This is a genomic window from bacterium (assembly GCA_035505375.1).
In the GTDB taxonomy this organism is placed as follows: Bacteria; Hydrothermota; Tepidihabitantia; order Tepidihabitantales; family Tepidihabitantaceae; genus UBA2258.
The window spans coordinates 1-22,161 of the sequence record DATJQV010000052.1 but is presented as its reverse complement, the minus strand read 5'-3'; the positions used below and the strand labels follow the sequence as shown (position 1 = coordinate 22,161).

The 22,161-nt window shown below is 61.9% G+C and carries 19 protein-coding genes and 1 pseudogene; 5 read left to right on the top strand and 15 right to left on the bottom strand.

The features are described from left to right. Positions 1–2: 2 nt before the first annotated feature. The 5 genes from thrC (at position 3) to VMH22_08580 (ending at position 5,939) form a co-directional block, all read left to right on the top strand. Positions 3–1,433, top strand: coding sequence for a threonine synthase (thrC, locus tag VMH22_08600; GenBank protein HTW91753.1), 1,431 nt, complete (start codon positions 3–5; stop codon positions 1,431–1,433). Between the two features lie 3 nt (positions 1,434–1,436). Continuing rightward, positions 1,437–2,483: a M42 family metallopeptidase gene (locus VMH22_08595; protein HTW91752.1), complete on the top strand. Its 1,047-nt coding sequence runs from the start codon at positions 1,437–1,439 to the stop codon at positions 2,481–2,483. A 105-nt stretch (positions 2,484–2,588) separates the two neighbouring features. Further along, complete coding sequence (locus VMH22_08590) at positions 2,589–3,878, top strand: cofactor-independent phosphoglycerate mutase (GenBank protein HTW91751.1); 1,290 nt, start codon at positions 2,589–2,591, stop codon at positions 3,876–3,878. Positions 3,879–3,989: 111 nt separating this feature from the next. Beyond that, positions 3,990–4,373 (top strand): hypothetical protein, encoded by a 384-nt coding sequence (locus VMH22_08585; GenBank protein ID HTW91750.1) that lies wholly within the window; start codon positions 3,990–3,992, stop codon positions 4,371–4,373. A 183-nt stretch (positions 4,374–4,556) separates the two neighbouring features. After that, a complete protein-coding gene (locus VMH22_08580; GenBank protein HTW91749.1) occupies positions 4,557–5,939 on the top strand; it encodes a hypothetical protein in 1,383 nt (460 codons plus the stop codon). A 109-nt stretch (positions 5,940–6,048) separates the two neighbouring features. Here the strand turns inward: VMH22_08580 and VMH22_08575 are convergent, their stop codons facing one another. The 15 genes and pseudogenes from VMH22_08575 to groEL form a co-directional block, all read right to left on the bottom strand. Further along, positions 6,049–6,678 (bottom strand): DUF4389 domain-containing protein, encoded by a 630-nt coding sequence (locus tag VMH22_08575; GenBank protein HTW91748.1) that lies wholly within the window; start codon positions 6,676–6,678, stop codon positions 6,049–6,051. A 682-nt stretch (positions 6,679–7,360) separates the two neighbouring features. Continuing rightward, positions 7,361–9,085, bottom strand: a complete 1,725-nt coding sequence (locus VMH22_08570) for a metallophosphoesterase (protein HTW91747.1) — start codon at positions 9,083–9,085, stop codon at positions 7,361–7,363. Between the two features lie 21 nt (positions 9,086–9,106). Next, entirely contained in the window at positions 9,107–11,260 is a 2,154-nt protein-coding gene (locus VMH22_08565) for an aryl-sulfate sulfotransferase (protein ID HTW91746.1), read from the bottom strand. Between the two features lie 3 nt (positions 11,261–11,263). Continuing rightward, complete coding sequence (locus VMH22_08560; GenBank protein ID HTW91745.1) at positions 11,264–12,946, bottom strand: aryl-sulfate sulfotransferase; 1,683 nt, start codon at positions 12,944–12,946, stop codon at positions 11,264–11,266. 9 nt (positions 12,947–12,955) lie between these two features. Further along, on the bottom strand, positions 12,956–14,674 hold the full coding sequence (locus VMH22_08555; GenBank protein HTW91744.1) for an aryl-sulfate sulfotransferase: 1,719 nt from the start codon (positions 14,672–14,674) through the stop codon (positions 12,956–12,958). Between the two features lie 37 nt (positions 14,675–14,711). Then, positions 14,712–16,079 (bottom strand): SUMF1/EgtB/PvdO family nonheme iron enzyme, encoded by a 1,368-nt coding sequence (locus VMH22_08550; protein ID HTW91743.1) that lies wholly within the window; start codon positions 16,077–16,079, stop codon positions 14,712–14,714. Between the two features lie 179 nt (positions 16,080–16,258). Further along, positions 16,259–17,350: a DUF1566 domain-containing protein gene (locus VMH22_08545; GenBank protein HTW91742.1), complete on the bottom strand. Its 1,092-nt coding sequence runs from the start codon at positions 17,348–17,350 to the stop codon at positions 16,259–16,261. 12 nt (positions 17,351–17,362) lie between these two features. Beyond that, entirely contained in the window at positions 17,363–17,980 is a 618-nt protein-coding gene (locus VMH22_08540) for a periplasmic heavy metal sensor (protein HTW91741.1), read from the bottom strand. Next, a complete protein-coding gene (locus VMH22_08535) occupies positions 17,973–18,434 on the bottom strand; it encodes a zf-HC2 domain-containing protein (protein HTW91740.1) in 462 nt (153 codons plus the stop codon). The genes VMH22_08540 and VMH22_08535 overlap by 8 nt, the downstream gene beginning before the upstream one ends. A gap of 103 nt (positions 18,435–18,537) precedes the next feature. After that, positions 18,538–19,113: a sigma-70 family RNA polymerase sigma factor gene (locus tag VMH22_08530; protein HTW91739.1), complete on the bottom strand. Its 576-nt coding sequence runs from the start codon at positions 19,111–19,113 to the stop codon at positions 18,538–18,540. A 182-nt stretch (positions 19,114–19,295) separates the two neighbouring features. Further along, complete coding sequence (locus VMH22_08525; GenBank protein HTW91738.1) at positions 19,296–19,520, bottom strand: hypothetical protein; 225 nt, start codon at positions 19,518–19,520, stop codon at positions 19,296–19,298. A 253-nt stretch (positions 19,521–19,773) separates the two neighbouring features. Next, the gene (locus tag VMH22_08520) at positions 19,774–20,145 is read right to left on the bottom strand and encodes a hypothetical protein (GenBank protein ID HTW91737.1); all 372 of its coding nucleotides are present in this window, start codon (positions 20,143–20,145) and stop codon (positions 19,774–19,776) included. Between the two features lie 207 nt (positions 20,146–20,352). Further along, positions 20,353–21,066 carry a sigma-70 family RNA polymerase sigma factor gene (locus VMH22_08515; GenBank protein HTW91736.1) on the bottom strand — a complete coding sequence of 238 codons (714 nt, stop codon included), beginning with the start codon at positions 21,064–21,066 and terminating at the stop codon, positions 20,353–20,355. Between the two features lie 162 nt (positions 21,067–21,228). Further along, complete coding sequence (locus VMH22_08510) at positions 21,229–21,504, bottom strand: hypothetical protein (GenBank protein HTW91735.1); 276 nt, start codon at positions 21,502–21,504, stop codon at positions 21,229–21,231. 461 nt (positions 21,505–21,965) lie between these two features. Next, a pseudogene (groEL, locus tag VMH22_08505) lies at positions 21,966–22,161 on the bottom strand (chaperonin GroEL).

Here is a 22,161-nt window from a genome sequence, read left to right as displayed (position 1 = left end):
GCATGTCGGGCCTCCTCTACTCTACCAATCTTCGCTCTCCCGACGTTGACCTCAAGGGCGCTCTGCTGCAGGGCCAGGCCCCGGACAAGGGCCTGTACATTCCGAGTGAAATCCCCCGCATCCCGATGGAAGAAATCGTCGGGTTCCGTGACAAGACCTACCCGGAAATCGCCTTCGCGGTCCTGAAGCGTTACACGCAGGGCCTGATTCCCGACGACGAACTGATGCGTCTCTGTGGTGAGTGCTACAACTACGACGTGCCGCTTGAGAAGGTCCACGACCGGTACTTCCTTATGCGCCTCGACCAAGGCCCAACCGCAAGCTTCAAGGACTTCGCGGCCCGTATGATGGCACGGATGATGCGGTACTTCCTCGCGCAGGAGGGCGGTGAACTGGTCATCCTGACCGCCACTTCCGGCGACACCGGCTCGGCAGTCGCGCACGCGTTCCACAACGTCGACCGCATCTCGATGGTTGTGCTCTTCCCAATCAAGGAAGTCTCGGACCGCCAGCGCAAGCAGATGACCACGCTCGGCGGCAACGTCACGGTTATCGGCGTCGACGGCCAGTTCGACGACTGCCAGGCCTTGGTGAAGCGTGCCTTCACTGACCCGGAACTGAAGCGCATCCGCTTCTCCTCGGCCAACTCCATCAACATCGGCCGGCTCCTGCCGCAAGCGGTCTACTATCTCTACGCGTGGGCCAAGCTGCAAGAGAACAACGAGGCAGCCATCATTTCCGTTCCGTCCGGCAACTTCGGAGACATCTGCGGCGGTCTGATTGCGCGGGAGATGGGCCTGCCGGTCGCACGATACGTCATCGCCACTAACGCCAACGACGAGTTCCCGAAGTTCATCGCCACCGGTAGGTACGAGAAGATCGTGCCTTCGCGCGTCTGCATCTCCAATGCGATGAACGTCGGCCATCCCTCGAACCTGCCGCGTCTCGTCGCCCTGTACGGCGGCGTTATGGACGAGCAGGGCAAGGTGACGAAGGAACCCGACTTCGCGGCCATGCGGCGAGACATCTACTCGACGAGCGTCGACGACGCGGGAACGCGGCAGGCAATCAGGGACGCCTGGGCGAAGTACAATACAATGCTCGAACCGCACGGCGCAGTCGGCTGGGCCGGGCTTGAACGCTACCTCGCAGAAGAGGGACAAAGGGATAAAGGGACAAAGGGACAAAGTGGCCCGGCCGGGCACTCGATCCCTCGATCCCTTGATCCCTCTATCCCTCAACCTCTTTCGATCTCTATCGAAACCGCCCACCCGGCCAAGTTCCCCGAAGAAATCCAGCGCCTGCTCAGCGTCGACCCGCCGCTACCACCATCCCTTGCTGGCCTGGATGCTAAACCCGAGCACTACGAGAAGGGCCCGAATGACTACGGGTGGTTCTCCGATTTCCTGCAGCGGAAGTTCCCAAGGGGTTGAGCCATGAGAATAGATGAGCAACTGACCGACTACGTTGTAGAACAAGTCGTGCGGCTGGTGAAGACGCCGAGCCTCGCCGGCCACACTGACAATGCAATCAGCTACGCCGAAGAGGAGCTGTCCCGCGCCGGCGTGAAGCATCGGCGCACCGGGCGCGGCGCGCTGCTGGCGACGCTGGAGGGCCGTGAAACTGGCCCGCAACGGGCTCTAACCGCCCACGTCGATACCCTCGGCGCTATGGTGAAGCAACTCGGCGGCGACGGTTCATTGCTGTTCACACCGGTCGGCGGCTACGCTCTCGGAACTGTCGAGGGCGAGTACGTCACGGTCGAGACCGGCGCAGGGAAACTCCTACGCGGCACCATCCTGTTCGACGAGCCGTCCGCTCATGTCAGCAAGAAGATCAACGACACCAAGCGGGAATTCGAGAACATGAGAATCAGACTCGACGCCGAAGTGCGGGACGCCAAAGGTCTCGCAAAGCTGGGCATCGCGGTCGGCGACTACATCCACTTCGATCCGCGCTGCGAGGTGACCGACACCGGTTTCATCAAGACCCGCCACCTCGACGACAAGGCCGGCGTTGCCTGCCTGCTCGGCGCGCTCAAGGCATTGGCCGACTCCCGTCAGAAGCCCGGCCTGACCACGCACTTCCTTTTCAGCACGTCGGAGGAGGTCGGGTTCGGCGCCTCGGCCGGCATTCCCGATGAGGTCACCGAGCTGGTTGCGGTAGACATGGGCGCGGTCGGCAAGGGACAGGAGTCGGACGAGTACTCGGTCTGCATCTGCGCCAAGGATTCGACCGGGCCTTTTGACTACGCCTTGCGACAGCGGCTGGTGAAGCTATGCCGCTCGCAGAAGATACCCTTCAAGGTCGACATCTACCCGTTCTACGGCTCGGACGCGGCAGTTGCGGTGCGGGCCGGGCTCGATGCCGTCACCGGGCTAATCGGGCCGGGCATCAACGCGTCCCACAATCTTGAAAGGACTCACCGCAAGGCGCTCGCCGCGACGGTGAGGCTGATTCTCGCTTACCTCGAAGCACGATAGAGATAAAGGGACAAAGGGAGTAAGGGATAGAGTGAAGAAATCCGAGTCCGGCCACTTTATCCCTCTATCTCTATACCCCTCTATCCCTCCAACCCATATTCACTCATGAAGTACATCGTTTTTCTCGCCGACGGTGCGGCCGACTTCCCCGTGCCTGAACTCGGCGACAAGACCCCACTTCAGGCCGCGAACAAGCCTGCCATCGACCGGATCGCCCGGCTCGGCCGCTGCGGCTCGTTCGTGACGGTTGATGACGACATGCCGCCGGGCTCCGAGGTCGCAAACCTGACCGTGCTCGGGTATGACCCACGTGAATGCTACCAGGGTCGCGGTGTCATCGAGGCCGCCTCGATGGGCGTGAAGCTGAACGACACCGACATTGCCATGCGGTGCAACCTCATCTGCATCGCTGACGGCCGAATCAAGAACCACTCGGCCGGACACATTTCGACCGCGGAGGCGCACGAACTCATCCGCTGCGTCGACCGCTATATCGGCGGCGACGACGCCCACTTCTTCCCCGGCGTTTCCTACCGCCACCTCCTCGTGCTGTCCGAACCCGATCCGCCAATCGCCATTCGCCAATCGCCATTCGCCAATCGCTCTGGTCCCTCGTTCTCTACTGACTTCGAGTGCTTCCCGCCCCACGACCACGTCGGCGAGAAGGTCGAGGACCTGATGATTGTACCGAAGTCCGATGATGCCAAGCCGACGGTTGCCCGGTTAGACGACATGATTCGCTGCTCCTGGGAACTGCTGCCCCAGCACTCGGTCAACAAGGAACGGGTCAAAGCGCGCAAGGACCCGGCCAACTCCATCTGGTTCTGGTCCCAGGGCCGCAAGCCGAAGATGAAGACGCTGAAAGAGCAGTTCGGCATCACCGGCGCGGTTATCTCGGCGGTCGACCTGATTAAGGGCCTCGGCGTCTACGCCGGGCTCGATGTAATTGGCGTACCCGGCGCCACCGGCCTGATTGACACCAACTACGAAGGCAAGGCCGACGCCTGTCTGAAGGCTCTTGAAGACCACGATTTCGTCTTCGTCCACGTCGAGGCCTCGGATGAGGCGGGACACGCCAAGGACTTGAAGCAGAAGGTCCTCGCCATCGAGTACCTCGACTCGCGCCTTGTCGCGCGAGTCATGAAGGGCATTGAGGACATGGGAACCGGTCCCCGGTCCTCGGTCCTCGGTCCTGTAACTGTGGCGGTCCTGCCCGACCACCTCACGCCTGTCGCAAAGGGGAACCACGTCCACGGCCCTGTCCCGGTCGCTATTCTCACGCCCGGCCTTACGCCCGACTCGGTCCAGACCTACGATGAGGCCGCGTGCGCAACGGGCAGCCTCGGACTGCTCCACGGCAACCAGTTCATCCGAACCGTCCTCGGCCTGCAATGAGTACTCGCCCCTCGGAAAACAGGGAACAGTCCCTCGGAGCGCCTGAGTCGGACTCGGCGCGGTACAGTCCCCGTTTTCCGCGCTTTCGCCGCTGAACCCCTTCTTCTAGCAATGTCTCTCCTCCTCGCTCTGACCATCCTCGGCCAAGCACCTCCACTCAACCCGCCTGATTCACTTCAGAAGAGAGCGGTTCCCATCAACATCGAGCGTACCTCGGTGCACGAGGAAAGCGACCAATGGTTCGCCATCGACAAGTTCTGGCACTTCTCTGCCAGCTTCGCCACCGTTGGTGCCGCCTACGACCTGAGCAACTACCGCCTCAACATGAAATCGCCCTGGCCCACAACCCTTTCCCTTGGCGGCACCGCTGTCCTGGGTGTGTCTAAAGAGTTCTACGACCTGGCCGGACCGACGAAGCACTTCTCATGGAAAGACCTCGCGGCCGACGCCGCCGGCATCGTCGTCGGCTACTTCGCGTTCATACATCACTTCTAAGGGATAGAGGGACAAAGGGACAGAGGGATAAAGTGCCTGAGTTGGCAGTCGCTCCCTCGGTGGCGTGGCCCCTTGATCTCTTGAAGCTTCTCCGTCTGCTTGACACTTACCGCCAGCGCCGTATCATCCATGTGCAATGTGCCCGAGTCTCTTGAGGCCTAATGCTGTTCCAGAGGGGGATATGTGACCAAGAAGGTCTACGCTCCTTGCCTGATCCTCTTGCTGTCCGCAGTCTGCCTCACCTCCTTTGCCTCCGCCCAAACGACTTGGTGGAAAACCTATGGTGGACCGGATGCCGACATGGGCTACTCTGCCCGTCAGACTACCGATGATGGCTATATCGTCACGGGGTGGACCCAGTCCTTCCATGCAGGGGTGATTCTTATCAAGACTGATTCTCGAGGTGAAACCCTCTGGGTCAGGACCTATGGCGGGCTATGGCCTGCGGAGGGCTACTCCGTCCGACAGACCACTGATGGCGGCTACATAGTCGCAGGCCGATGCACCGATGTTGTGGGGATGGATGTCTTCGACTATGCCTGTCTTGTCAAGACCACTGCTCAAGGAGATACGCTTTGGACCAGGACCTATGGCGGGCTCTCGCCCGCCGATGGCAGCGCAGGCTACTCAGTTCAACAGACCGCCGATAGCGGTTACATCATTGCTGGTGGCATAGACAATGATGCCTATCTCGTCAAGACCGATTCTCATGGTGACACTCTCTGGACGAAAACCTATGGTGGGACAGAACGCGATGTAGGTTACTCAGTCCAGCAGACTGCTGATGGGGGCTATGTAGTAGCGGGCCAGACGGGGTCCTTCGGTGCAGGAGGTTACGATGCCTATCTCATCAAGACCAATGCATCGGGCGACACTCTCTGGACGAGAACCTACGGCGGTACAGGCGATGATTGTATTAACTCAACCCAACAAACGACGGACGGTGGTTACATCGCAACCGGCTACACCATGTCCTTTGGTGAAGGCGGCGCTGCGTATCTCATCAAGACTGATGCCCAAGGCGATACTCAATGGACAAGGACGTACGGCTGTCCGAGCACAGGCAGTTCGGTCCAACAGACGGCTGATGGCGGCTACGTCATCGCCGGTGGCCAAGGCAACGACGGCTGCCTCATCAAGACCGACGCTCGTGGTCATACACTCTGGACTAGAACGTATGGTTGGACGGAAGACATTGAAGCCAAGTCTGTCCAGCAGACAGCCGATGGTGGTTATGTCATCGCAGGCTCTTTGGGTTACCCCACCGGAGACATCGACGTCTGCCTCATCAAGACTGACGCCAATGGCAGCGTGAGGGAACCTGTTCTTCAGCTTTCTGCAAACCTATCAACTCAGCTACAGACTCAGCCCAATCCCTTCACTTCCGTTGCCCGAGTTCCCGGCCATGAGAACGAGTTCTTCGCGCTCTCCGACGTCACCGGTCGGCGGGTCGCCATCTGCAAGGGCGACAGAATCGGCGAAGGCCTTCGGCCCGGAGTCTATTTCCTGTCGCCAGTGGACACGAAGGTCGGCAAAGCAGTCACCATCATCAAGGCAGCCCACTAACCCCTGCCTTCGTCCGCTTCCCCACTTTTGGCTTTTGGCCTTTGCCTTTTGGCTCTTGACTTGCTCTGCGCTCTAGGTTCTCGCCTCTAGCTTCTCGCTTCGTCCTCGCCTAGTCCTGAAGACTGAACGGCGGATACTTGTCGGTCGCGAACAGCACAGCGTACCAGACCACGCGCGCCTGCCACCGCATCACCCCGACCACGAAGTCGAACAGGGACCGCGGGTACTTACCGGTGAACAGAATCGCGAACCAGGCGATGATGACGCAGACGTACGCAGCGATATCAACGAAACAGAGCACGACGATGTGCGGGATGACGAGAAACCACTTCACCAGCGGCAGCCAGCGATTCAGTTCGGTCCCGGCGTCGGGATAGACGACATCGAGGTGCAGGGATTGCTCCTCATCGGTAGAAGGGTACTCGTCACGCAGCAGCCCCAGGTACGCGCTCACCCGGAACAGGAACCGGTTCAGGTTCAGGTTCCAGTCGAACCACCAGCGCGGGTACTTCTGCCGGAAGAGAATCATCACCAGCGCCGGCGCGACTACGAACCCCGCGCTGGCATAGGCGATGCCGCGCCCGACATCCCGATGCCAGCCGCTGCCTATCAGCAGAAAGAGAACGATGGCTATCGGAATGGCCGCGAAGAGACGGAAGAAGACCGAGACACGGTTGCGCGGCTGCTCCGAGTAGTCAACGGTAAGGCTTACCGGATACGTCTTGCCAAGAGAATCCATCCGACCTCCTTCACCGGCAGTGCCGGCTCTTTAGTGACCGTCTGACGCACTAATGCCTCGCTGATCGCCGACATATTAGACCTGCGGACAGGCCTTGTCAAACCCGCGGGCAGTTGCTGTTTGACGGCTCAACCGCGTGGGATGGCTCGCAGAGACTCGGGACGAAGAACGATAAACGATCAGCGATGGACGACCATGGATCAGGGACGAGGGATGGACCAACTTGCGGCATCCGGCCGCACCAATCTACAATGTTGTAGTATCGGGCCGAGACTGACTCTCGCCGTAATCGCTTGCAGCTTGTGGCTTTAGGCTTGAGGCCGGGGAGTGACACCCCCACCCGGGGGATTACCCCCCGGATAGGTTAGGGGATAGGTTGAGGTATAGCCCGAAGGGTTGTCTCCACCGCAATTCCCAGATGAACCTCCATCGTAGCTCGCCGGGTTGGTCTACCGGTTCCTCTTCGGTTAGCTTCCCCGGTTAGTCTACCCGTTGCTCCACCGGTTCCTCTCCGGGTTGGTCGGAGCGTTACGACCCGAGCAAGTCCGAGGGTTCCTGTCCGGGTTGCTCCCGAGTTAACCCCGGCCGTTGCTCTCCGGCTTGCTCGGAGAATTGCCTCCCCGGCTGCGGCGCGGGCCGGCAGGCGTCAGGACTGCGGAGGGCGTGAGTTTTCGGCTGACGCCTATCTCACTTTGACAATCTGCTGCCTGACGCCATCGGCGGCCCTGACAAAGTAAACGCCGGGCGGCACAATTGCGCCGACCTGGTCGCGGCCATCCCAGATCAGGGACCAGGGGTCGGGGGTCAGGGGTCGGGGCGAGGCAAGGACACGGACTAGGCGACCCGATGCGTCGTAGACCGCTATCCGCGCCGGGCTGTGAGCCGTTAGCTGTAAGCTGATAGCCGTCCTCGTACGGAATGGGTTGGGCGAGACTGAGATAGACGCGGGACTCGGCAATGACTTTGGACTATCGACTCCGCCGCTGCCGTGCTTGACGATAGTGTAGGAGTAGGCGACGTCGCCGTTGTGGTGGACGGCCGAAGTCTCGCTGGGCAGGAAAGTGCGGACGTACTCGACCTTGGCGCTGGTGTCGTCCATCGTGACCCGCGTGTAGCCGCGGCTGCCCATGATGACGCCGCTCTTGTAGCCGTACTTGGGCGCTTGGTTAGGCAGGCTTTCCCACCTCGCACGCGCAGGCTGCGGGCACTCCTGGTAGACGATGCCGTCGGTGTCCTGTTTGCCGAAGAAGTGGTCGTGGCCGTGCCAGAGGATGTCCACGTGGTTGTCAATCAGCAGTTGGTGAATCGGCACGCCCCAGCCCGAACGGAGCGAGTCGAAGCCCCAGGTGCTGTCAGAACGGAGCCCGCCCCATTCGTAGAAATGGGCGTATTCGATTCCACCCCGCGCCGACGAGTCGATATTGCCGCCGACCAGGTGGTGGATGAATACGAACTTGAACTTCGCGCTGCTTTGCTCGAGCGTCTGTTTGAGCCAGTCGTATTGGGCTCGACCCAGGGTCCAGTCCCAGTTGGTCTCCAGACCGTGCGGTTTGGTCATGGTATGCCAGTAGGGGTCGAGCACCACGAACTGGACGTTGCCCCAGTTCCAGGCGTAGTAGTCCTGGCGCAGGCCGACGTACTGCTCCGGAATGGTGTCGCCGGTGTAGAAGCCGTCCGGCACCGGGTTCCAGTAGTAGCGTTTGCGGGCGTTGGTGAAGAGCACCGGCGTACTCGTTGGCGTCGAGTCGAGGTCCCAGCCCTGCTCACCTTCGTGGTTACCGAGAGTGATGAAGAGCGGTATCGAGTGACAGGCCTCGCTCCACCATTGGCGGTAGTCGAGCACCCGCATCAGGATGGTTTCCGGGGCGGGCGTCTTCCACTTGTCGAACATGAAGTTGTCACCAAGGTCGACTAGGAAGTCGGGCTTGTCGGCCGCGAGGGTCGCGAGCGTCTGCTCAAACGCCGGCGCTGTGTCACCCTGGGCCGGGAGCATGTGGGGGTCGGCCTCGACGTCGAAGACATACTTCTCGCCCGGAGGTCGCTGAGTGTGGAACGTGCGGCCCGGACCCACGAGCGATTCGCCGTTTGCCACGACAACGTAGCGCATTCGGTAGTAGTATTGCAGGTCGGGCAGTAGCCCGCCGAGCACGAAGAAGTGCGGCGTGTCGGCCACGGTCGTCTCCGCCGGCGTCAGGCTGCCGTAGGTCGTGTCGGTGCCGTATTCGAAGCGGACTACGAGCGCGACCCTGGGTATGACACTGACCGTCACTGAGTGGTTGGTCGGCCGGCTGAGTATCTCAGCGCCGATGAAGTTCACGGTGTCGAGCGTGGGTGCGGGCAAAGGCGGCGCCGCAAACGCCGAACCAAAGACAACAGCGAGAAGGAAAATCAAGACCTTGGTGTTCATGCTCTTTCTCCTTGTACGGCCCTAGTTCGCGAGCACCAGCTTCCGCGTCGCCGCGCCGCCGGTGGCAGAGAGGCGGCAGACGTAGACGCCCGGCGGACAGAGACGGCCGGAAGCGTCGCGACCGTCCCAGATCATTTTGGATGCAAGATTGGAGATTCTAGATTGAGGGAGGGACCGGATGAGGCGGCCGGAAGCGTCGAAGACCGAGACTTGCTCCGAGCCGTTAGCAGTTAGCTGTAGGCTGATAGCGCTCCCCACCCGAGCGGGATTCGGCTGCACGCTGAGGGCAATGCCGGGACGAACAGGTTGCCTCGCAACTTCGGCCAGCCCCAGCACCGGCGAGCGGTAGCGCTCTAGCGGGTATCCGGGCGTCAGGTTCTTGCCGACGAGGCCCGCGTAGTCGGGCGCGTACCGGGTGACGCGGAACGTGGCGTTCTGCTTGTCCGAGACGCCACTCGGAACCGTGTCGCCCTGGTACAGGCGCAGCGAGTCGGTCTGCGGGTTGAGGTAGCGCCAGATGACCTGTGAGTCGCGCGTCACCTCGAAGAAGTAGCCGCTGTTACCTTCGCAGATGAGGGTGTTGCCGTTCGGCAGACGCTCAGCACCCGAGATGCTCGCCGAGAAGAAGCTGGCCGGCGGCGTGGCCGCATATATCCAGGACTGCGCGGACGGGCCGAACGGGCTGCCCGGCGCGGGACGATTGTAGTGGCCGGTGCTGTCGCAGTCCGGGACGAATTCGTCAACCGTCGAGTACTGGCCACCGGGCCTGCCCGGGCCGTTATTGTAGACCATGATGTGGCCGGCCCCGGGCAGTCCGGTCACTATCCACTTGGAGTCGTGCTGGCCGTAGAACTTCCGGTTGCTCGTACCGCCGGCGCGGTAGGCTTGCGGATTGCCCCAGCGGTAGAGCAGGTCGCCGCCCATACCGTAACGGCCGCCGGTGTGACCCTTTGCCTGCGCGGTCGTGGTCGAGTGGTCAATCACCCAGACCTCGCCGAAGTCGTGCGCGCTCAGCAGTATCTGGTCGAACTGCGGGTTGTAGTCAACGGCATTGGTGTGAATCCAGTCGGCGCCGGTATTCCCGTTCCGGATGTAGTTCAGGTCAACCAGTTCCGAGTGGTTGGCCACCACGCCGTAGTTGGATTTGGTGGAGTCGTAGTCCTGTATTACGTGGTCCCAGACGTGCCACTCCCAGACGATGCTGTCGTTCGCCGTGTCGACCTCGACCACATGGTCGGGCCAGAGTTCGTTGTCGGTGAGCTTGGTCGTATCTCTGCCGGCCGCGATGGCCTCGGCTCGCGTCTTCAGCTCCCAGGCCACCAGCAGCACGTGGCCGTTCGGCAGGGGCTCGACGTCATGGTGCTGGCAGTAGTTGCTGCTCGAGTAGTTGTAGAACCAGGTCCGGTTGCCGTCCCAGTCGTAGCGCTCGACTCGGCCGCCGCTGCCGCCCGGCGTGAAGTGGGTGTTGCCTATCATCGCGGTGTGGAGCAGGCTACCGTCTTCGAGCAGGTAGTTGGACAGCCCGGGCGGATAGGTACTGTACCAGGAGTGGATGTAGCGGCCCTTGTTGTCGACGAGGTAGATGAAGCGCGCGCGGTTCGACTCGAACAGGTTGTAGCCGACGGACGCGTTCGTGTCGTTCTGGAGCAGCCCGATGGTGGTCGAGTCGGCCGAGAGCTCGACGACGTAGCCGTGGACTGCGGTGTCGGCGTCGCTCAAGTCGTTCCACGTGGGAATCCGGCCGCTCGCGGACTCGCCGAAGTTGATAGCGTTTTCGTCGCCCTGGTTGTCGGGCTCACCCGGCGACCAGTTGCTGTAGCTGAAGGGCTCGCCGTCTATCCACTGCCAGCCGCTGTCCGGCTCGGGCGCACCGAGCCGCTGTTTGCCGCCCAGCCACGGCCCGGCCCACTTGCCCGAACGTTGGTGCCAGTAGATGCCGGAATCAACGAGACCGTAGACGAAATCGTTCTCGGCCTGCGAGGTAATGGTGGCAAGATAGCCGCCGGGACGTTGCGCCGAGTCCGACGCCGCAGCCCAGTTGATGCCGGCAGGAGCCGCGACCGCGTTGTAGTAATGGATTGATCCGTCCGGATGCACCCATGGCTCAGGCTGGGCTGAGACAAGGCCGATTTCGAACAGGAGAAGGCCGAGCGTCAGAACTGTCGCTGTTTTCACGCGCTATCTGATTATTACGGCCTTGGCTCGCAGTGCAACTTCGCCGCTTGCTCCTTTGACGACGCAGAGGCAGGCGCCGGCCGGCAGAGACTTGAGGTCAAGCCGGAGCGACGACTGGCCAACTGCTACGGCTGTTCGCCGCAGCAAGCGACCCGACACCGAGTAAAGCTCGACCTCGCCCTGCGCGGGCAGGTTGGCGATGGTGAGAACACCGGGCAGGTTCGTGAGCAGGCGCGGCGCCGACACGATTCGGGCTGCCTGTTCCGCGACGCCCGGCAGGTGGCGCTCAATCGGGCCCTGCGGAGTGAGGTCGTGGCCGACGAGGCCGGCGTAGTCCGGCGCATAGCGGTGAATCTTGAACACGGAACTCATCTTCTGATCCGAATGGTTGGGGTCGTTCCCGGCCGTGTCGCCTTGATAAAGCGGGCCGGAATCGCTAACCGGGTTCACGTACCGCCAGACCATGCTCGTATCCGGGGCGATCTCGAAGAAGACGCCATGGGTGCCGTCGTCAATCAGCGTGTTACCATTGGGCTCGCGCTGCGCGCAGCCGATTTCCAGTGAATGGAAGCTCGTTTCGGGAGACGCGGCGTATATCCATGCCATCGTGTCCGGGCCGTAGTGCCCGCCGGTAGGCAGGTAGTAGTTGCCGAGCGAGTCCACAGGCGGCACTATCTCGTCCACGGTCGTGTAGTTTCCTCCCGGACGTCCGAGGCCGTTGTTGAAAATGGTCATGTGGCCCGTTCCCGGACAGCCCGCAGGAATCCACTCGGCGTCGTGCTGCTGGAAGAGCTTCTGGTCGGAGGCGGTTCCGGCGCGGTAGGCTTGGGGATTGCCCCAGCGGTACAGCAGGTCTCCGCCGTGGCCGTACTTTCCTCCGGTGTGACTTGCTGCCTGGGTGGTGGTCGTCGAGTGGTCGATGACCCATATCTCGCTGTTGTTCCGAACACTGAGGAGAATCTGGTCAAGGTCGGCGTTGTAGTAGATTGAGTTGGTGTGATTCCAACAGGCCTTGGTCGGCCCGAAGTTGAAGTCGACCAGCTCCGGGTGGTTGCCCACCACGCCGAAGTTCAGTTTGGTCGAGTCGTAGTCCTGAATCAGATGGTCCTGCACGTGCCACTCCCAGATAACCGTGCCGGTGGACTCGCCGGTCTGCTGCACTTCAATGACCTCATCCGCCCACACGACGCTGTCGGGCAGGTAGTCGGGCCGGCGTCCCTCGGCGATGGCCTGGCTGTAGGGCACGCGGTCATATGCGATTGCCAGCACGTTGCCGTTGGGAAGCTGCCTGACCTCGTGGTGCTGGAGGTGCATGCTGTCCGAGTACTTGAAGCTCCAAACCAGGTTGCCGTCCCAATCGTACTCCATGAATCTCCCACCGCCGCCGGCATTCGGAAAGTAGGAGTTGTTGCCGGCGTTGCCGGTATGCAGCAGCTCACCGTTCTCCAGCAGCCACGCGCATTGGCCGGCCTGGATGCTGGGCCACGAGTGACAGAGCATGCCGCTGTCGTTGATGAGATAGGCCGTGCCGTAGTGCAGCGGGCAGAATAGTGTGTAGCCGTTGCAGGCGGCTGAGTCGTCGAGGAAAAGACCCAGCGTATGCTGCACTGCCGCGACTGGCGATGCCGCGGCCAGCAGCAGGAAGAGGGAGGCAAAGAGACTACCGAATCTAACCAGGCGCTTCATGCATAACTCCTAGTCAAGCTTAAGCAGTTTCTCACTCAGAGTCACGGTGCCCGTCCGCAGGCGGCAGACGTAGACGCCGTTGGGCGAGGACCCGGCATGCCACGCGAACCGGTGCGAGCCGGCAGACAACGGACCCCTGCCCAGCACGGTAACCAGCGCGCCGCGGCAGTCGTACACCGCAAGCTCCACTTCGGCCGCCTCGGGCAGGGAGAAGGCGATAGTCGCGTTATCTCGGAAAGCGCTGGGTCCGGCGAGGAATCTGGCGCTGGCCGGTACGAGGGTCGAGGCCGGTTCCGCGACCGCGAATCCACCCAGCTCAACGGGGTCGCCGGGCGTCAGGTCTTTGCCGTTGAACGCCGCGTAGGTCGGCGCATAACGCTGCACCCGGAATTCGTCGTTCTGCAACTGGTCGGACTTGTGCGGGTCGTGGGGAATGCTGTCGTTGTAGTGCAGGGGCCCGTTCTGCACGACCGGGTTCACGTACTTCCAGACTATCGTGCCCGCTGACGTCACTTCGAAGAACCGTCCGAGCGGACCGTTGCAGATCAGCGTGTTCCCGTTCGGCTCACGCTGGGCGCTGGAGATATCCTGCGCGAACATCGACTCGGGCGGCGTGTAGACGAAAGTCCAGCTCAACGCGGTCGGGCCGAAGGCTTGGCCGGAACCCCGGTGATAGACTCCGGCTGTGTCGACCGGCGGCGTGAACTGGTCGATGGATGAGTAATTCCGGCCTTCGCCGTTGTTGAAACAGAGCATGTCGCCGGCGCCCGGACAGCCTGAGTCAACCCAGTGCGCGTCGTGCTGCTGAAAGAGCATCTCGTTGCTCTGGTTGCCCAGCTTGTATTCTGCCGGATTTCCCCAGCGGTACAGCAGGTCTCCGCCGTGGCCGTACTTTCCTCCGGAATGGCCGGCTGCCTGGACGGTCGTCGTCGAGTGGTCGATGACCCACACCTCGCTGTTGCCGCGCACGCTCAGACAAATCTGGTCGAACTTCGCGTTGTAGTAGATGGCGTTCATGTGGTTCCAAAAGCAGGCCAGGGTCCCGCTCCCGCCCGGCGCGTCACAACTGATGAGCTCCGGGTGGCTGGAGACCACGCCGTAGTTCGACTTGGTCGAGTCGAAGTCCTGGATGAGGTGGTCCCAGACGTGCCATGCCCAGACGATGTTGCCGCCCGATGGGAACGTGGGCTGGACTTCGATGACGTAGTCGGGAAGAAGGTAGCCGTTCTGGTAGAACTCGGCCGAGAACTTGCTCGTGTCGAAACCGGCCTGGATGACCTCGGGAATGGTCTTCTTCTCGCAGGCGATCATGATGATATTCCCGTTGGGGAGCTGGCGAATATCATGGTGAGTCATGTAGGTCGAGGTCGAGTAATCGAACTGCCAGACCAGCGAGTCATCCCACGTGTATTCCTCGACCCTTCCGCCCTCACCGCCGCCGGTGTTGACCGAGTCGTTCACTACGCTGCACGTCCGCAGGAGATTGCCGTTGGAAAGGATGAAAACCGCCTGGCCCGGTGCATAGGTGCTCCTCGACCACTTGTGGACCAGGCGCCCTTCGTTGTTGATCAGGTAGGTTGACTTGTACAGCTTCGGATAGAACAGCGTATAGCCCTTGTAGGCCTGGGTCGTGTCGTTCAGAAACAGGCCGACTGTGCGCGGCTGTCCGAACAGCGATTGGTGACCCAGCACCAGCAGCAGAAGCACAAACAGACTCTTCCTCGCCATCGCATCTCCTTGTGGTTTCATGGTTGTCGGTACAAGATTACTTGACCAGTTGCAGTGTGCGGGTCGTCGTCTCACCGCCGGCCTGCAAACGGCACGAGTAAACGCCTGCCGCGTTTCTGCGCGCATCCCATTGTACGGCGTAGGAGCCGGGCTGCTTCGTCGCGTTGACCAGCGTCGCCACCTCGTGCCCCAGGACGTCGTACACCCGCAGCGTCACGAGCCCCGTTGACGGAACGCTGTACGTGAGGCGGGTTGAGAAACGGAACGGATTGGGATTGTTCGCCAGCAGCTTGAGGCGCGGAGTTGTCACAGCGCCATCGTCGACGCCCGCCCCACGCAAGGGACGAGCGACCCGGAATCCGACGTGGAACCAGTCGTTCCCCGGCCCGCGGTAGTACGAAGGGTCGCGGTTCGAGACTCGCGACCAGCCAAAGGTCCCGCTCCACCAATTCCCGCCCCTCATGCCGTGGCAGGGTTTCCCATCGGGCATGGTTGAGCCCGTGTCCGGACCAGGCGGATTGGAATAGGGGCTGACGCTGTAGTAGTCCTTGTTGTACCAGTCGTTGATGAACTCCCAGACATTGCCCGCCATGTCGTAAAGGCCGTACGCGTTGCCTCCGTTTGCCGTCTGGTAGGTCGTATCACTGCCGGGCCAGTTGTAGTCGGATTTCCGCCTCAGCGACCCGTCGTAGAATCCGACCGGCGTAGTATACGGATACGGACCCGTTTCATACGGGTCGCCGGAACTTGGCCAGTTGGCGATGGCCGGGTTCGTCGTGTCATTCCCCCAGGGATAGATGTAGTATGGATTGTACTGCCCGCCCCTGCCGGCGTATTCCCATTCCGCCTCGGTGGGCAGCCGGAAGCCGTTCCTGGTGAAATCGCACTTCCCGGTCGAAAGGTCGTAGCACTGGGAGAATCCCTCCTGCTGGCTCAACCAGTTGCAGTACGCGGCCGTGCCCAGCCACAGCACACCCACGACCGGGTGCTTAGCCCTGAAATCGACGACCGAGAACGTGCTGCCGTTCCAGCCGATGCTGTAGTACACCGAATCCTGATGGGTGAGGTATAGCATGTGAGTGTCGCCCACCGGATAGACGATGTTGTTGTTTACATGGATGAGCCCCTGCCCATACGCGGAGTTCAGATAGTCGCAGTACTCCTGATTGGTGGTGATGTAAGTGCCGATGTAGAAAGAGTCTATATGGACCGTATGCAGAGGAACCTCGTCGCTCGGATGTGCCGTGTCAACATAGCCATAATGGTCACCCATCACAAAATCCCCGCTCTTGATGAGTGTCATGGCCGGCAGATCCAACTGCATGGCGCTGATGCCGGAACTCGGGACCTGAGCTACGGTCGACCTCAGCGCGAAGCTCAGAAGAAGTACTGATAATATGCCCATACCGCTATTTAGATGCTCCGGTAGCCGTCAAACTTGCGGTGCTCCGGCTGCCACAAGGAGTCGCAGTGCATCAAACGCATGATGCTTTCCTGGGTTGAGTGCGGGACCGGCGCTGACCCATGAAGAACGATCGCGATTCAGTCCCCGCCCTTTGTCACACCGTTTGTCGTTGCTGACCGCTAGTCCAGCTTGAGCAGCTTGGCTTCAGCAGCGGTCCCAGCGCAGTCGAGCCTGAAGAAGCAGACGCCCGGGCTGACGCGACTGCCGCTGCCGTCGGCACCGTCCCAGGTTACTGAATAACGATTGGCGAATGGCGATTTGCGAATAGCGAACGAGCGGATGATGCGGCCGGACGCATCGCACACCGCTATCCGCGCCGGGCTGTTAGCCGTTAGCTGTAGGCTGATAGCTGTCTGGGTGCGGAACGGGTTGGGGCATGCGGTAAATGTCGGGCGGTCGCGGCCAGGCAGCGCGCTGTGCCCTTGTTCTATGCCGGCGCCGGCGTTGCGGACCAGCCGGACGTAGTTCTCGATGTGGATGCAGTCGCCCTGCGGACCCCGGCCGAATACCGAATCGCCCAGCGAGTCGAGGCCGAGGTAGAAGTCTTTCGGGCTGCCGCGCTTGGGGTCGGACCGCTGCGCCCCGGCACCGTGCACGTCGAGGAACGAATAGTACGAGTTGCCGGGGAGCATCATCCAGCCCGAGGCCCGGCCGAACGTGACGTAGACCGCCGGCGTGTACTGTGAGCCAAGCGGCCCGTCGAGATGGGTCGTGCCGGTCCAAAACCACGGGTAGTCAGTGTCCCCGCGCTCGTTGGTTATGGCGGTGATTGCGAAGACCGACGTGTCGATTGCCGGCCCGCGCTGGGACGAGTTGATGGCCGCAGGCGCGCGCGTGTAGTCCACGACGGACTGCAGCTCCTTGGCGTTCGGCAGCCGCCAGTCCGAATAGCCTCCGATCCGGCAGTCGGCCGCGCCCGATATGGCGCTGTCCGCCGACGTCATAACGCCGCGCTCCTGCACCCACATCAGGCCTGTGTTCAGGTCCGTCACCGTGCCGTCGCCGTTCTTCCGGTACGACGGCTGATTGCCGTTGAACTGGGCGTCTTGGCCGAAGAACGGCTGGCCCGGCGCGGGCGGTGGGATAACGTGGAGTGTGTCGTAGCAGCTATCCTGGTGGGTATCCACGACCGGATAGTCAAGCCCATTGGCCGACAGGACGAGCGCAAGAGCCAGTATCGCGGCGATTCGAGCAGCGACGTGCCGGCTCAATGCGATGTCGTTCTACTTGTGACCAGGGCCTGCGGGCGGCGGCTGGCCGGGGCCCGGTCCTTCTGAAGGCATTTGGCCGGGCCGAGGTTCTCCCCCTGGCCCGGGGCGAGGACCTTTGCCCGGTTCCTTATCCGGACCGGGACGAGAGCCGCTCTGCGGCTGCTGCCCGGCCTGCTGCAGGTCGCGGAACAACTCCGGCAGACGGAGACGCTGCTCAGGTGTCAGGGCGTTCCTCATGCGCAACATCACTCCCAGCGCCCCGGCTTCGAGCGAATCCTGGGCGGCAATGACGCCCTGCAGCAGCGAGTCCACGCGGGCCTGGTTGAGTTCCGGTTCCTGCAGGAGCCTGAGTATCTCTGCCTGCTGTGCCTCCAGCCGGTCGCGCACCGGCCGCTGGGTCGTACGTCGGAACTCAAAGAGGGCGCGCATCGTGTCCATCTGCGCGTCGGTGAGCTGGAATCTTTCTTTCAGTGCGCCCAACGATTGCTGCGGATTGCCGGCTGCGGGCGCGGGCGGCGGACCATGCCTGCGGCGTGATTCCTCACGCCAGAAGGAACCGAACGTGAAAATCGCCACGAGGTTTATCAACACCGAGACCACGAGGCCGACGACGAGCAACTTCCTATTCATTTCCACCTCCCGGGAAAAGCCGCTCGCTGAACTGAGCGAGGGACCCGCTCTCCGGCACATCGAGCACGGAAAGGCTGGTTCCGGCGACTTGCGTTGTCGTCCGCGCCGATGTTCTCCAACCATACACGGTCTTGCCCAGGCTGGTTCCCACCAAGGCAGCAAACAAGATCGCTCCGACGGCTCCGGTTGGTACCAGCACGCGGCCAAACCACGGCGACCGTCGATGTGCCTGCCGGGCGGCAATCCGTTGCCTGACCCGCGTCGAGAAATACGGTTCGGGCTCGACTGCGGCGAACCGGTCGAGCTCGGAATCGAGCTGCTGCAACTGGACGAGTTCCTCCCGGCAGCCGGGACACGAATCCAAGTGCCGGGAAACCAGCTCTTTGGCCGCCGGGTCTAGGCCGCCATCGCTGAAGGCGGCCAGTTTCTTGCGGACATCTGAACAGTTCATCATCTACCTGCCTTGTTAGATGCCAGTGACATGCGAATACTTGCGCGCGCGAGTATCATCTGCTGCCTGTACTTCGACATTCGCACTTCGGCGTTCGGACTTTGCTTCATGGTCTGCTCCGAAGGCCAATGAGCTTGCGCCGCAGTTCGTCCTTGGCCCTGAATATGAGCGACTCGACCGACGGCACCGACGTACCCATCATCTCCGCAATTTCAGTGTAGGTGTGTCCCTCATAGTGTGATAGCACGAGGGCGATCCGCTGCCGGTCAGGCAACTCGGCCAGCGCCCGCCTTACTGCGGCGGTTCTCTCCGCCTGCTCGCGGCCGTCTCCGACCTGCAGCGCGTCTGGCGGGCTTTCCGCGTCCATGGCGTCAATCGAGACTGCCGCGGGCCTTCGCTGTCGGCGGCGGCGGAACTGCAAGCACTGGTTCACGACGATCCGATACAGCCACGTTGCGAACGACGACTTGCCCTTGAACGTGCCCGCCTTGTTCCAGACGATGACGAAGACTTCCTGGGCAATGTCGTCGGCCGCGCTGCGGTCACCGACATAACGGTGGATGGTGTTGAACACGGAATGCTGATGCCTTCCGACCAGCTCCTCGAACGCGGCTTCATCCCCGCGCGCGACTTGGGCGACAAGCGCCGCGTCGCGGTCCGAGAGAGAGTCAGGACTGGTCACGCCTTAAGAGTATCCGTCAATCCAGCCTCACGCAAACAAGGGCGGCCGGACTAGTGCGCGAGCTGGAAGTCGGTGTTCGGAATCGTCGGCATAGTAGTCAACCGGTTAGATGCCGGCCATGCGCGGAAACCAGCGGAAGGCCGCGCCGGATGGCGCGGCCCTTCCTCCTTCACCAGCCCTGATTAGCTTACGGCAGCCGACCAGTAGCCGGTCCAGTACGTGTGCTTCGATGGCCCGGTGCCGCGCGAGATGGTCAAAACGGCCACCCCGGTCTGCACGACTGCCGTGGTACCCAGCAACGTCGCACCCGAAGGTGCAGACCCAGCAGCCGTGAGCGTCAGGTTAACCCCCGAAGCCCCTAGCGCCGTCTGCAGCAGGAATACGAACGCCTGTACTATGAACAGCATGTATATCACCTCCTTCCCTTCCCAACTTCTAGCTTCTGACATCTAGCTTCTGACTTCTGCCTTCGTCTGGTCCTCAGAAGCCACCTCCTTCCGCTTCGTACATCGTTCTTCGTTTCTCGTTCTTCGTCAATCGGCGGGCGGAGTCGGTTGCCCAGCCCCGCCCGCCTCTCCTTCCCAACCGTCGTGAAAAATGGGGACAGTCCCTCAGAGCGCCGACGTCGGACTTGGCGCGGTACAATCCCCATTTTTCCCGTTACGGCGCGATGGGCGCGCTGACGTTGAAGACGTCGGTGCGGATGGCCTGCAGCACGGCCTGGGTCAGGCCGCGTGCGGTCCACTTCGTGATCAGAATCGCGACCTCGAGCGCGAGCGACTGACCGGACACTTCCTTGCGGGAAAGCGCCCAGATCTCCCGGCCGAAGTTGAGGTAGAACGGGTACTGGATGGTCGGCACTCCGGCTCCATCGCAGACCTGCTTGACCTGCAGCTCCATGGCCGTGATCATCGGGAACACCGCGGTGACGCTGGCCAGCATGCCTGGCCGCTTGTCATCGAGTGTCCCCTTGATACGCTCGGTGTTGTACTTCGCGTTCCAGTTCGCGATTCTCTTTGCTGGATCCATCATGGGACCCTGCCTTTCTGTGCGGACTTGCCGCACGGCTTGAGCTTGTTCGGACTCGGGGCTTCGGACCACTCGATCCATTGATCACTAGACCACTGGACCTCTGGTCCTCTCTGCCCCTTCGTATAGTTATGTAGTTCTCAAAGCTCGATTTGCCAAAACAGATGCAGGCCGCCGGAAACCCGGCGGCCTGCGTTGTGTCGGGGAGGCCTACTTCTCTACTTCGTCCTCAGGCAAGTCGTGGGCCGCAGCGCCGACCAGCGTATCCGGTCCATCGGGCAGGATTGCGGTTACTGACGTCGTGTATTCATCATCCGGCTCGGTGTGGTCCCAGCCGTAGAATATCGGAGCCGGCGTGGAATCGACCTCCACCGGTCGAAAGCCGCGTTCCTGCAATCGCCGCTTCATCACCGCCAGGGCCCGTTCTCTCTTGTACCGGACTTGTCTCACGGTCAGTCCGGTTGCTTGGGCGGTCTCGGCGAACGTGCGGCCCGCGAGGTCGTGATGGGCGATGGTCAACCGCTCATCCTCAGGCAGCGCCTTCAATTCCTGCCGCAAAGCCTGGTCGCGCTCCTTCACGTCCTGGGCCGCCTCCGGCCCGGCAGCGGACGGCAAGTACGCATCATGTTTCCCCTCGTCGCGCTGGACGAACCGATGCCCGCACCGTTCTGCCATCACCTGGGCCGCGACATTGAGCGACTGCCAGTTCAGCCATGTCTGAAACGATGCGCCTTTGTCTGAGTCGTACTCGGCCAGATGTTTGAGGGCGTACTCGTGCGTGCGGATGGCGACCTCGGAGACGAAATCCCCGCCCAACTGCCAGCAGCTCATACTGATGAACGAGCGAAGCGAATCGTCGCAGATCTCAAAGATCACGCTGTAGGCGTTCACTTCGCCGCTCTGCACGCACTGAATGGCGCTCATGACCGATCTCTGCTTACCCTCACCATCGGTGTTCATCCGTGTCCTTTCGGGTGCCACGGCAGAGCAACGGCCGGCATCACCGCGTTGCACTCCGCAGGCCCCACGAGTAATACGCTGGAGACCGAGGGGGGGACAGTGGCTCAGTTCATGTTGAGTATGCCCTCACCGGCTCCGGCCCGACGCCCGGGGACCCGGCACGCCGAAGACGGCCGCCACGTCCGCGCCCGGAAGCTGCTTCTGAAACCGACGGTACTCGGTGTGCAGGGCTGTCATACCCTCCAGCACGGGTCTGAGGGTATCGGCAAACTCAGGGTAGCGACTCAGGAAGGAAGCCGTGGAAGGGCGCTTGCCCGCCCGGACAAGGCGAATGAATTTGTCCATCGCGTCGAGTTCGGAATCACTCGGCACATGCTCGCGTGACCTGGTGCACCTCTTCATGCGGCCTCCTTCCAGCGCATCGCCGGATTCGAGCTACCGTCAGAGAGCGACGCTCTGCTATTGCAGAAAGCCGACCGCTTGAGATCGACCTTGGTTCCGACCCTGTGTGGGTGGAACGTACACACCAGACACGCCCCGTCCGACCGGTTCGAAGTGGTGGTGAAGTGGCGCCATTCGGAGCAACTCCGCATACCCCAATACATGGAGTTCTGCGTTGTGCCGGTGTGCTTCTGATGCACTTGGGCTCGACCTTGGGGAAGAAGCCGATGAAGAGGAACACCATCCTTGAACGACGAACCCGGCTCGAACTGGGCTGTCGAGACGCTATTCTGGCAGCAGCATGCGGCCCTGCCGGTCCAACTCGTCGCGCGACGCGAAGCGGCCTGCCCCCACGATGGCGTTGCCGACTTGCCGTTCGTGCCCGTGATGCCGACGAGGTTCGACCGACGCAGCTTGATCGTCAGCGCTATGCCGCCGCCCGGCACTACGCCCTCTTCGACCGCGGCCCGGGTCGCATGCAGCGCGTCCTCGACCAGCGCCTTCTTCGCCTTCATCTCGACTTCGGTGGAAGCGCCGACGTTGATGACCGCGACGCCGCCAGCGAGCTTCGCCAGCCGCTCCTGCAGCTTCTCCTTGTCGTAGTCGGACTTGGTCTCC

Excerpts from the sequence above, each read along its gene's own strand:
- VMH22_08510 (HTW91735.1), bottom strand. The coding sequence starts at position 21,504 with ATGAAGAGGTGCACCAGGTCACGCGAGCATGTGCCGAGTGATTCCGAA.
- VMH22_08540 (HTW91741.1), bottom strand. The coding sequence starts at position 17,980 with ATGAATAGGAAGTTGCTCGTCGTCGGCCTCGTGGTCTCGGTGTTGATA.
- VMH22_08525 (HTW91738.1), bottom strand. The coding sequence starts at position 19,520 with ATGCTGTTCATAGTACAGGCGTTCGTATTCCTGCTGCAGACGGCGCTA.
- VMH22_08520 (HTW91737.1), bottom strand. The coding sequence starts at position 20,145 with ATGATGGATCCAGCAAAGAGAATCGCGAACTGGAACGCGAAGTACAAC.
- VMH22_08560 (HTW91745.1), bottom strand. The coding sequence starts at position 12,946 with ATGAAGCGCCTGGTTAGATTCGGTAGTCTCTTTGCCTCCCTCTTCCTG.
- VMH22_08555 (HTW91744.1), bottom strand. The coding sequence starts at position 14,674 with ATGGCGAGGAAGAGTCTGTTTGTGCTTCTGCTGCTGGTGCTGGGTCAC.
- VMH22_08590 (HTW91751.1), top strand. The coding sequence starts at position 2,589 with ATGAAGTACATCGTTTTTCTCGCCGACGGTGCGGCCGACTTCCCCGTG.
- VMH22_08570 (HTW91747.1), bottom strand. The coding sequence starts at position 9,085 with ATGAACACCAAGGTCTTGATTTTCCTTCTCGCTGTTGTCTTTGGTTCG.
- thrC (HTW91753.1), top strand. The coding sequence starts at position 3 with ATGTCGGGCCTCCTCTACTCTACCAATCTTCGCTCTCCCGACGTTGAC.
- VMH22_08515 (HTW91736.1), bottom strand. The coding sequence starts at position 21,066 with ATGAGCGCCATTCAGTGCGTGCAGAGCGGCGAAGTGAACGCCTACAGC.
- VMH22_08575 (HTW91748.1), bottom strand. The coding sequence starts at position 6,678 with ATGGATTCTCTTGGCAAGACGTATCCGGTAAGCCTTACCGTTGACTAC.
- VMH22_08550 (HTW91743.1), bottom strand. The coding sequence starts at position 16,079 with ATGGGCATATTATCAGTACTTCTTCTGAGCTTCGCGCTGAGGTCGACC.
- VMH22_08535 (HTW91740.1), bottom strand. The coding sequence starts at position 18,434 with ATGATGAACTGTTCAGATGTCCGCAAGAAACTGGCCGCCTTCAGCGAT.
- VMH22_08595 (HTW91752.1), top strand. The coding sequence starts at position 1,437 with ATGAGAATAGATGAGCAACTGACCGACTACGTTGTAGAACAAGTCGTG.
- VMH22_08585 (HTW91750.1), top strand. The coding sequence starts at position 3,990 with ATGTCTCTCCTCCTCGCTCTGACCATCCTCGGCCAAGCACCTCCACTC.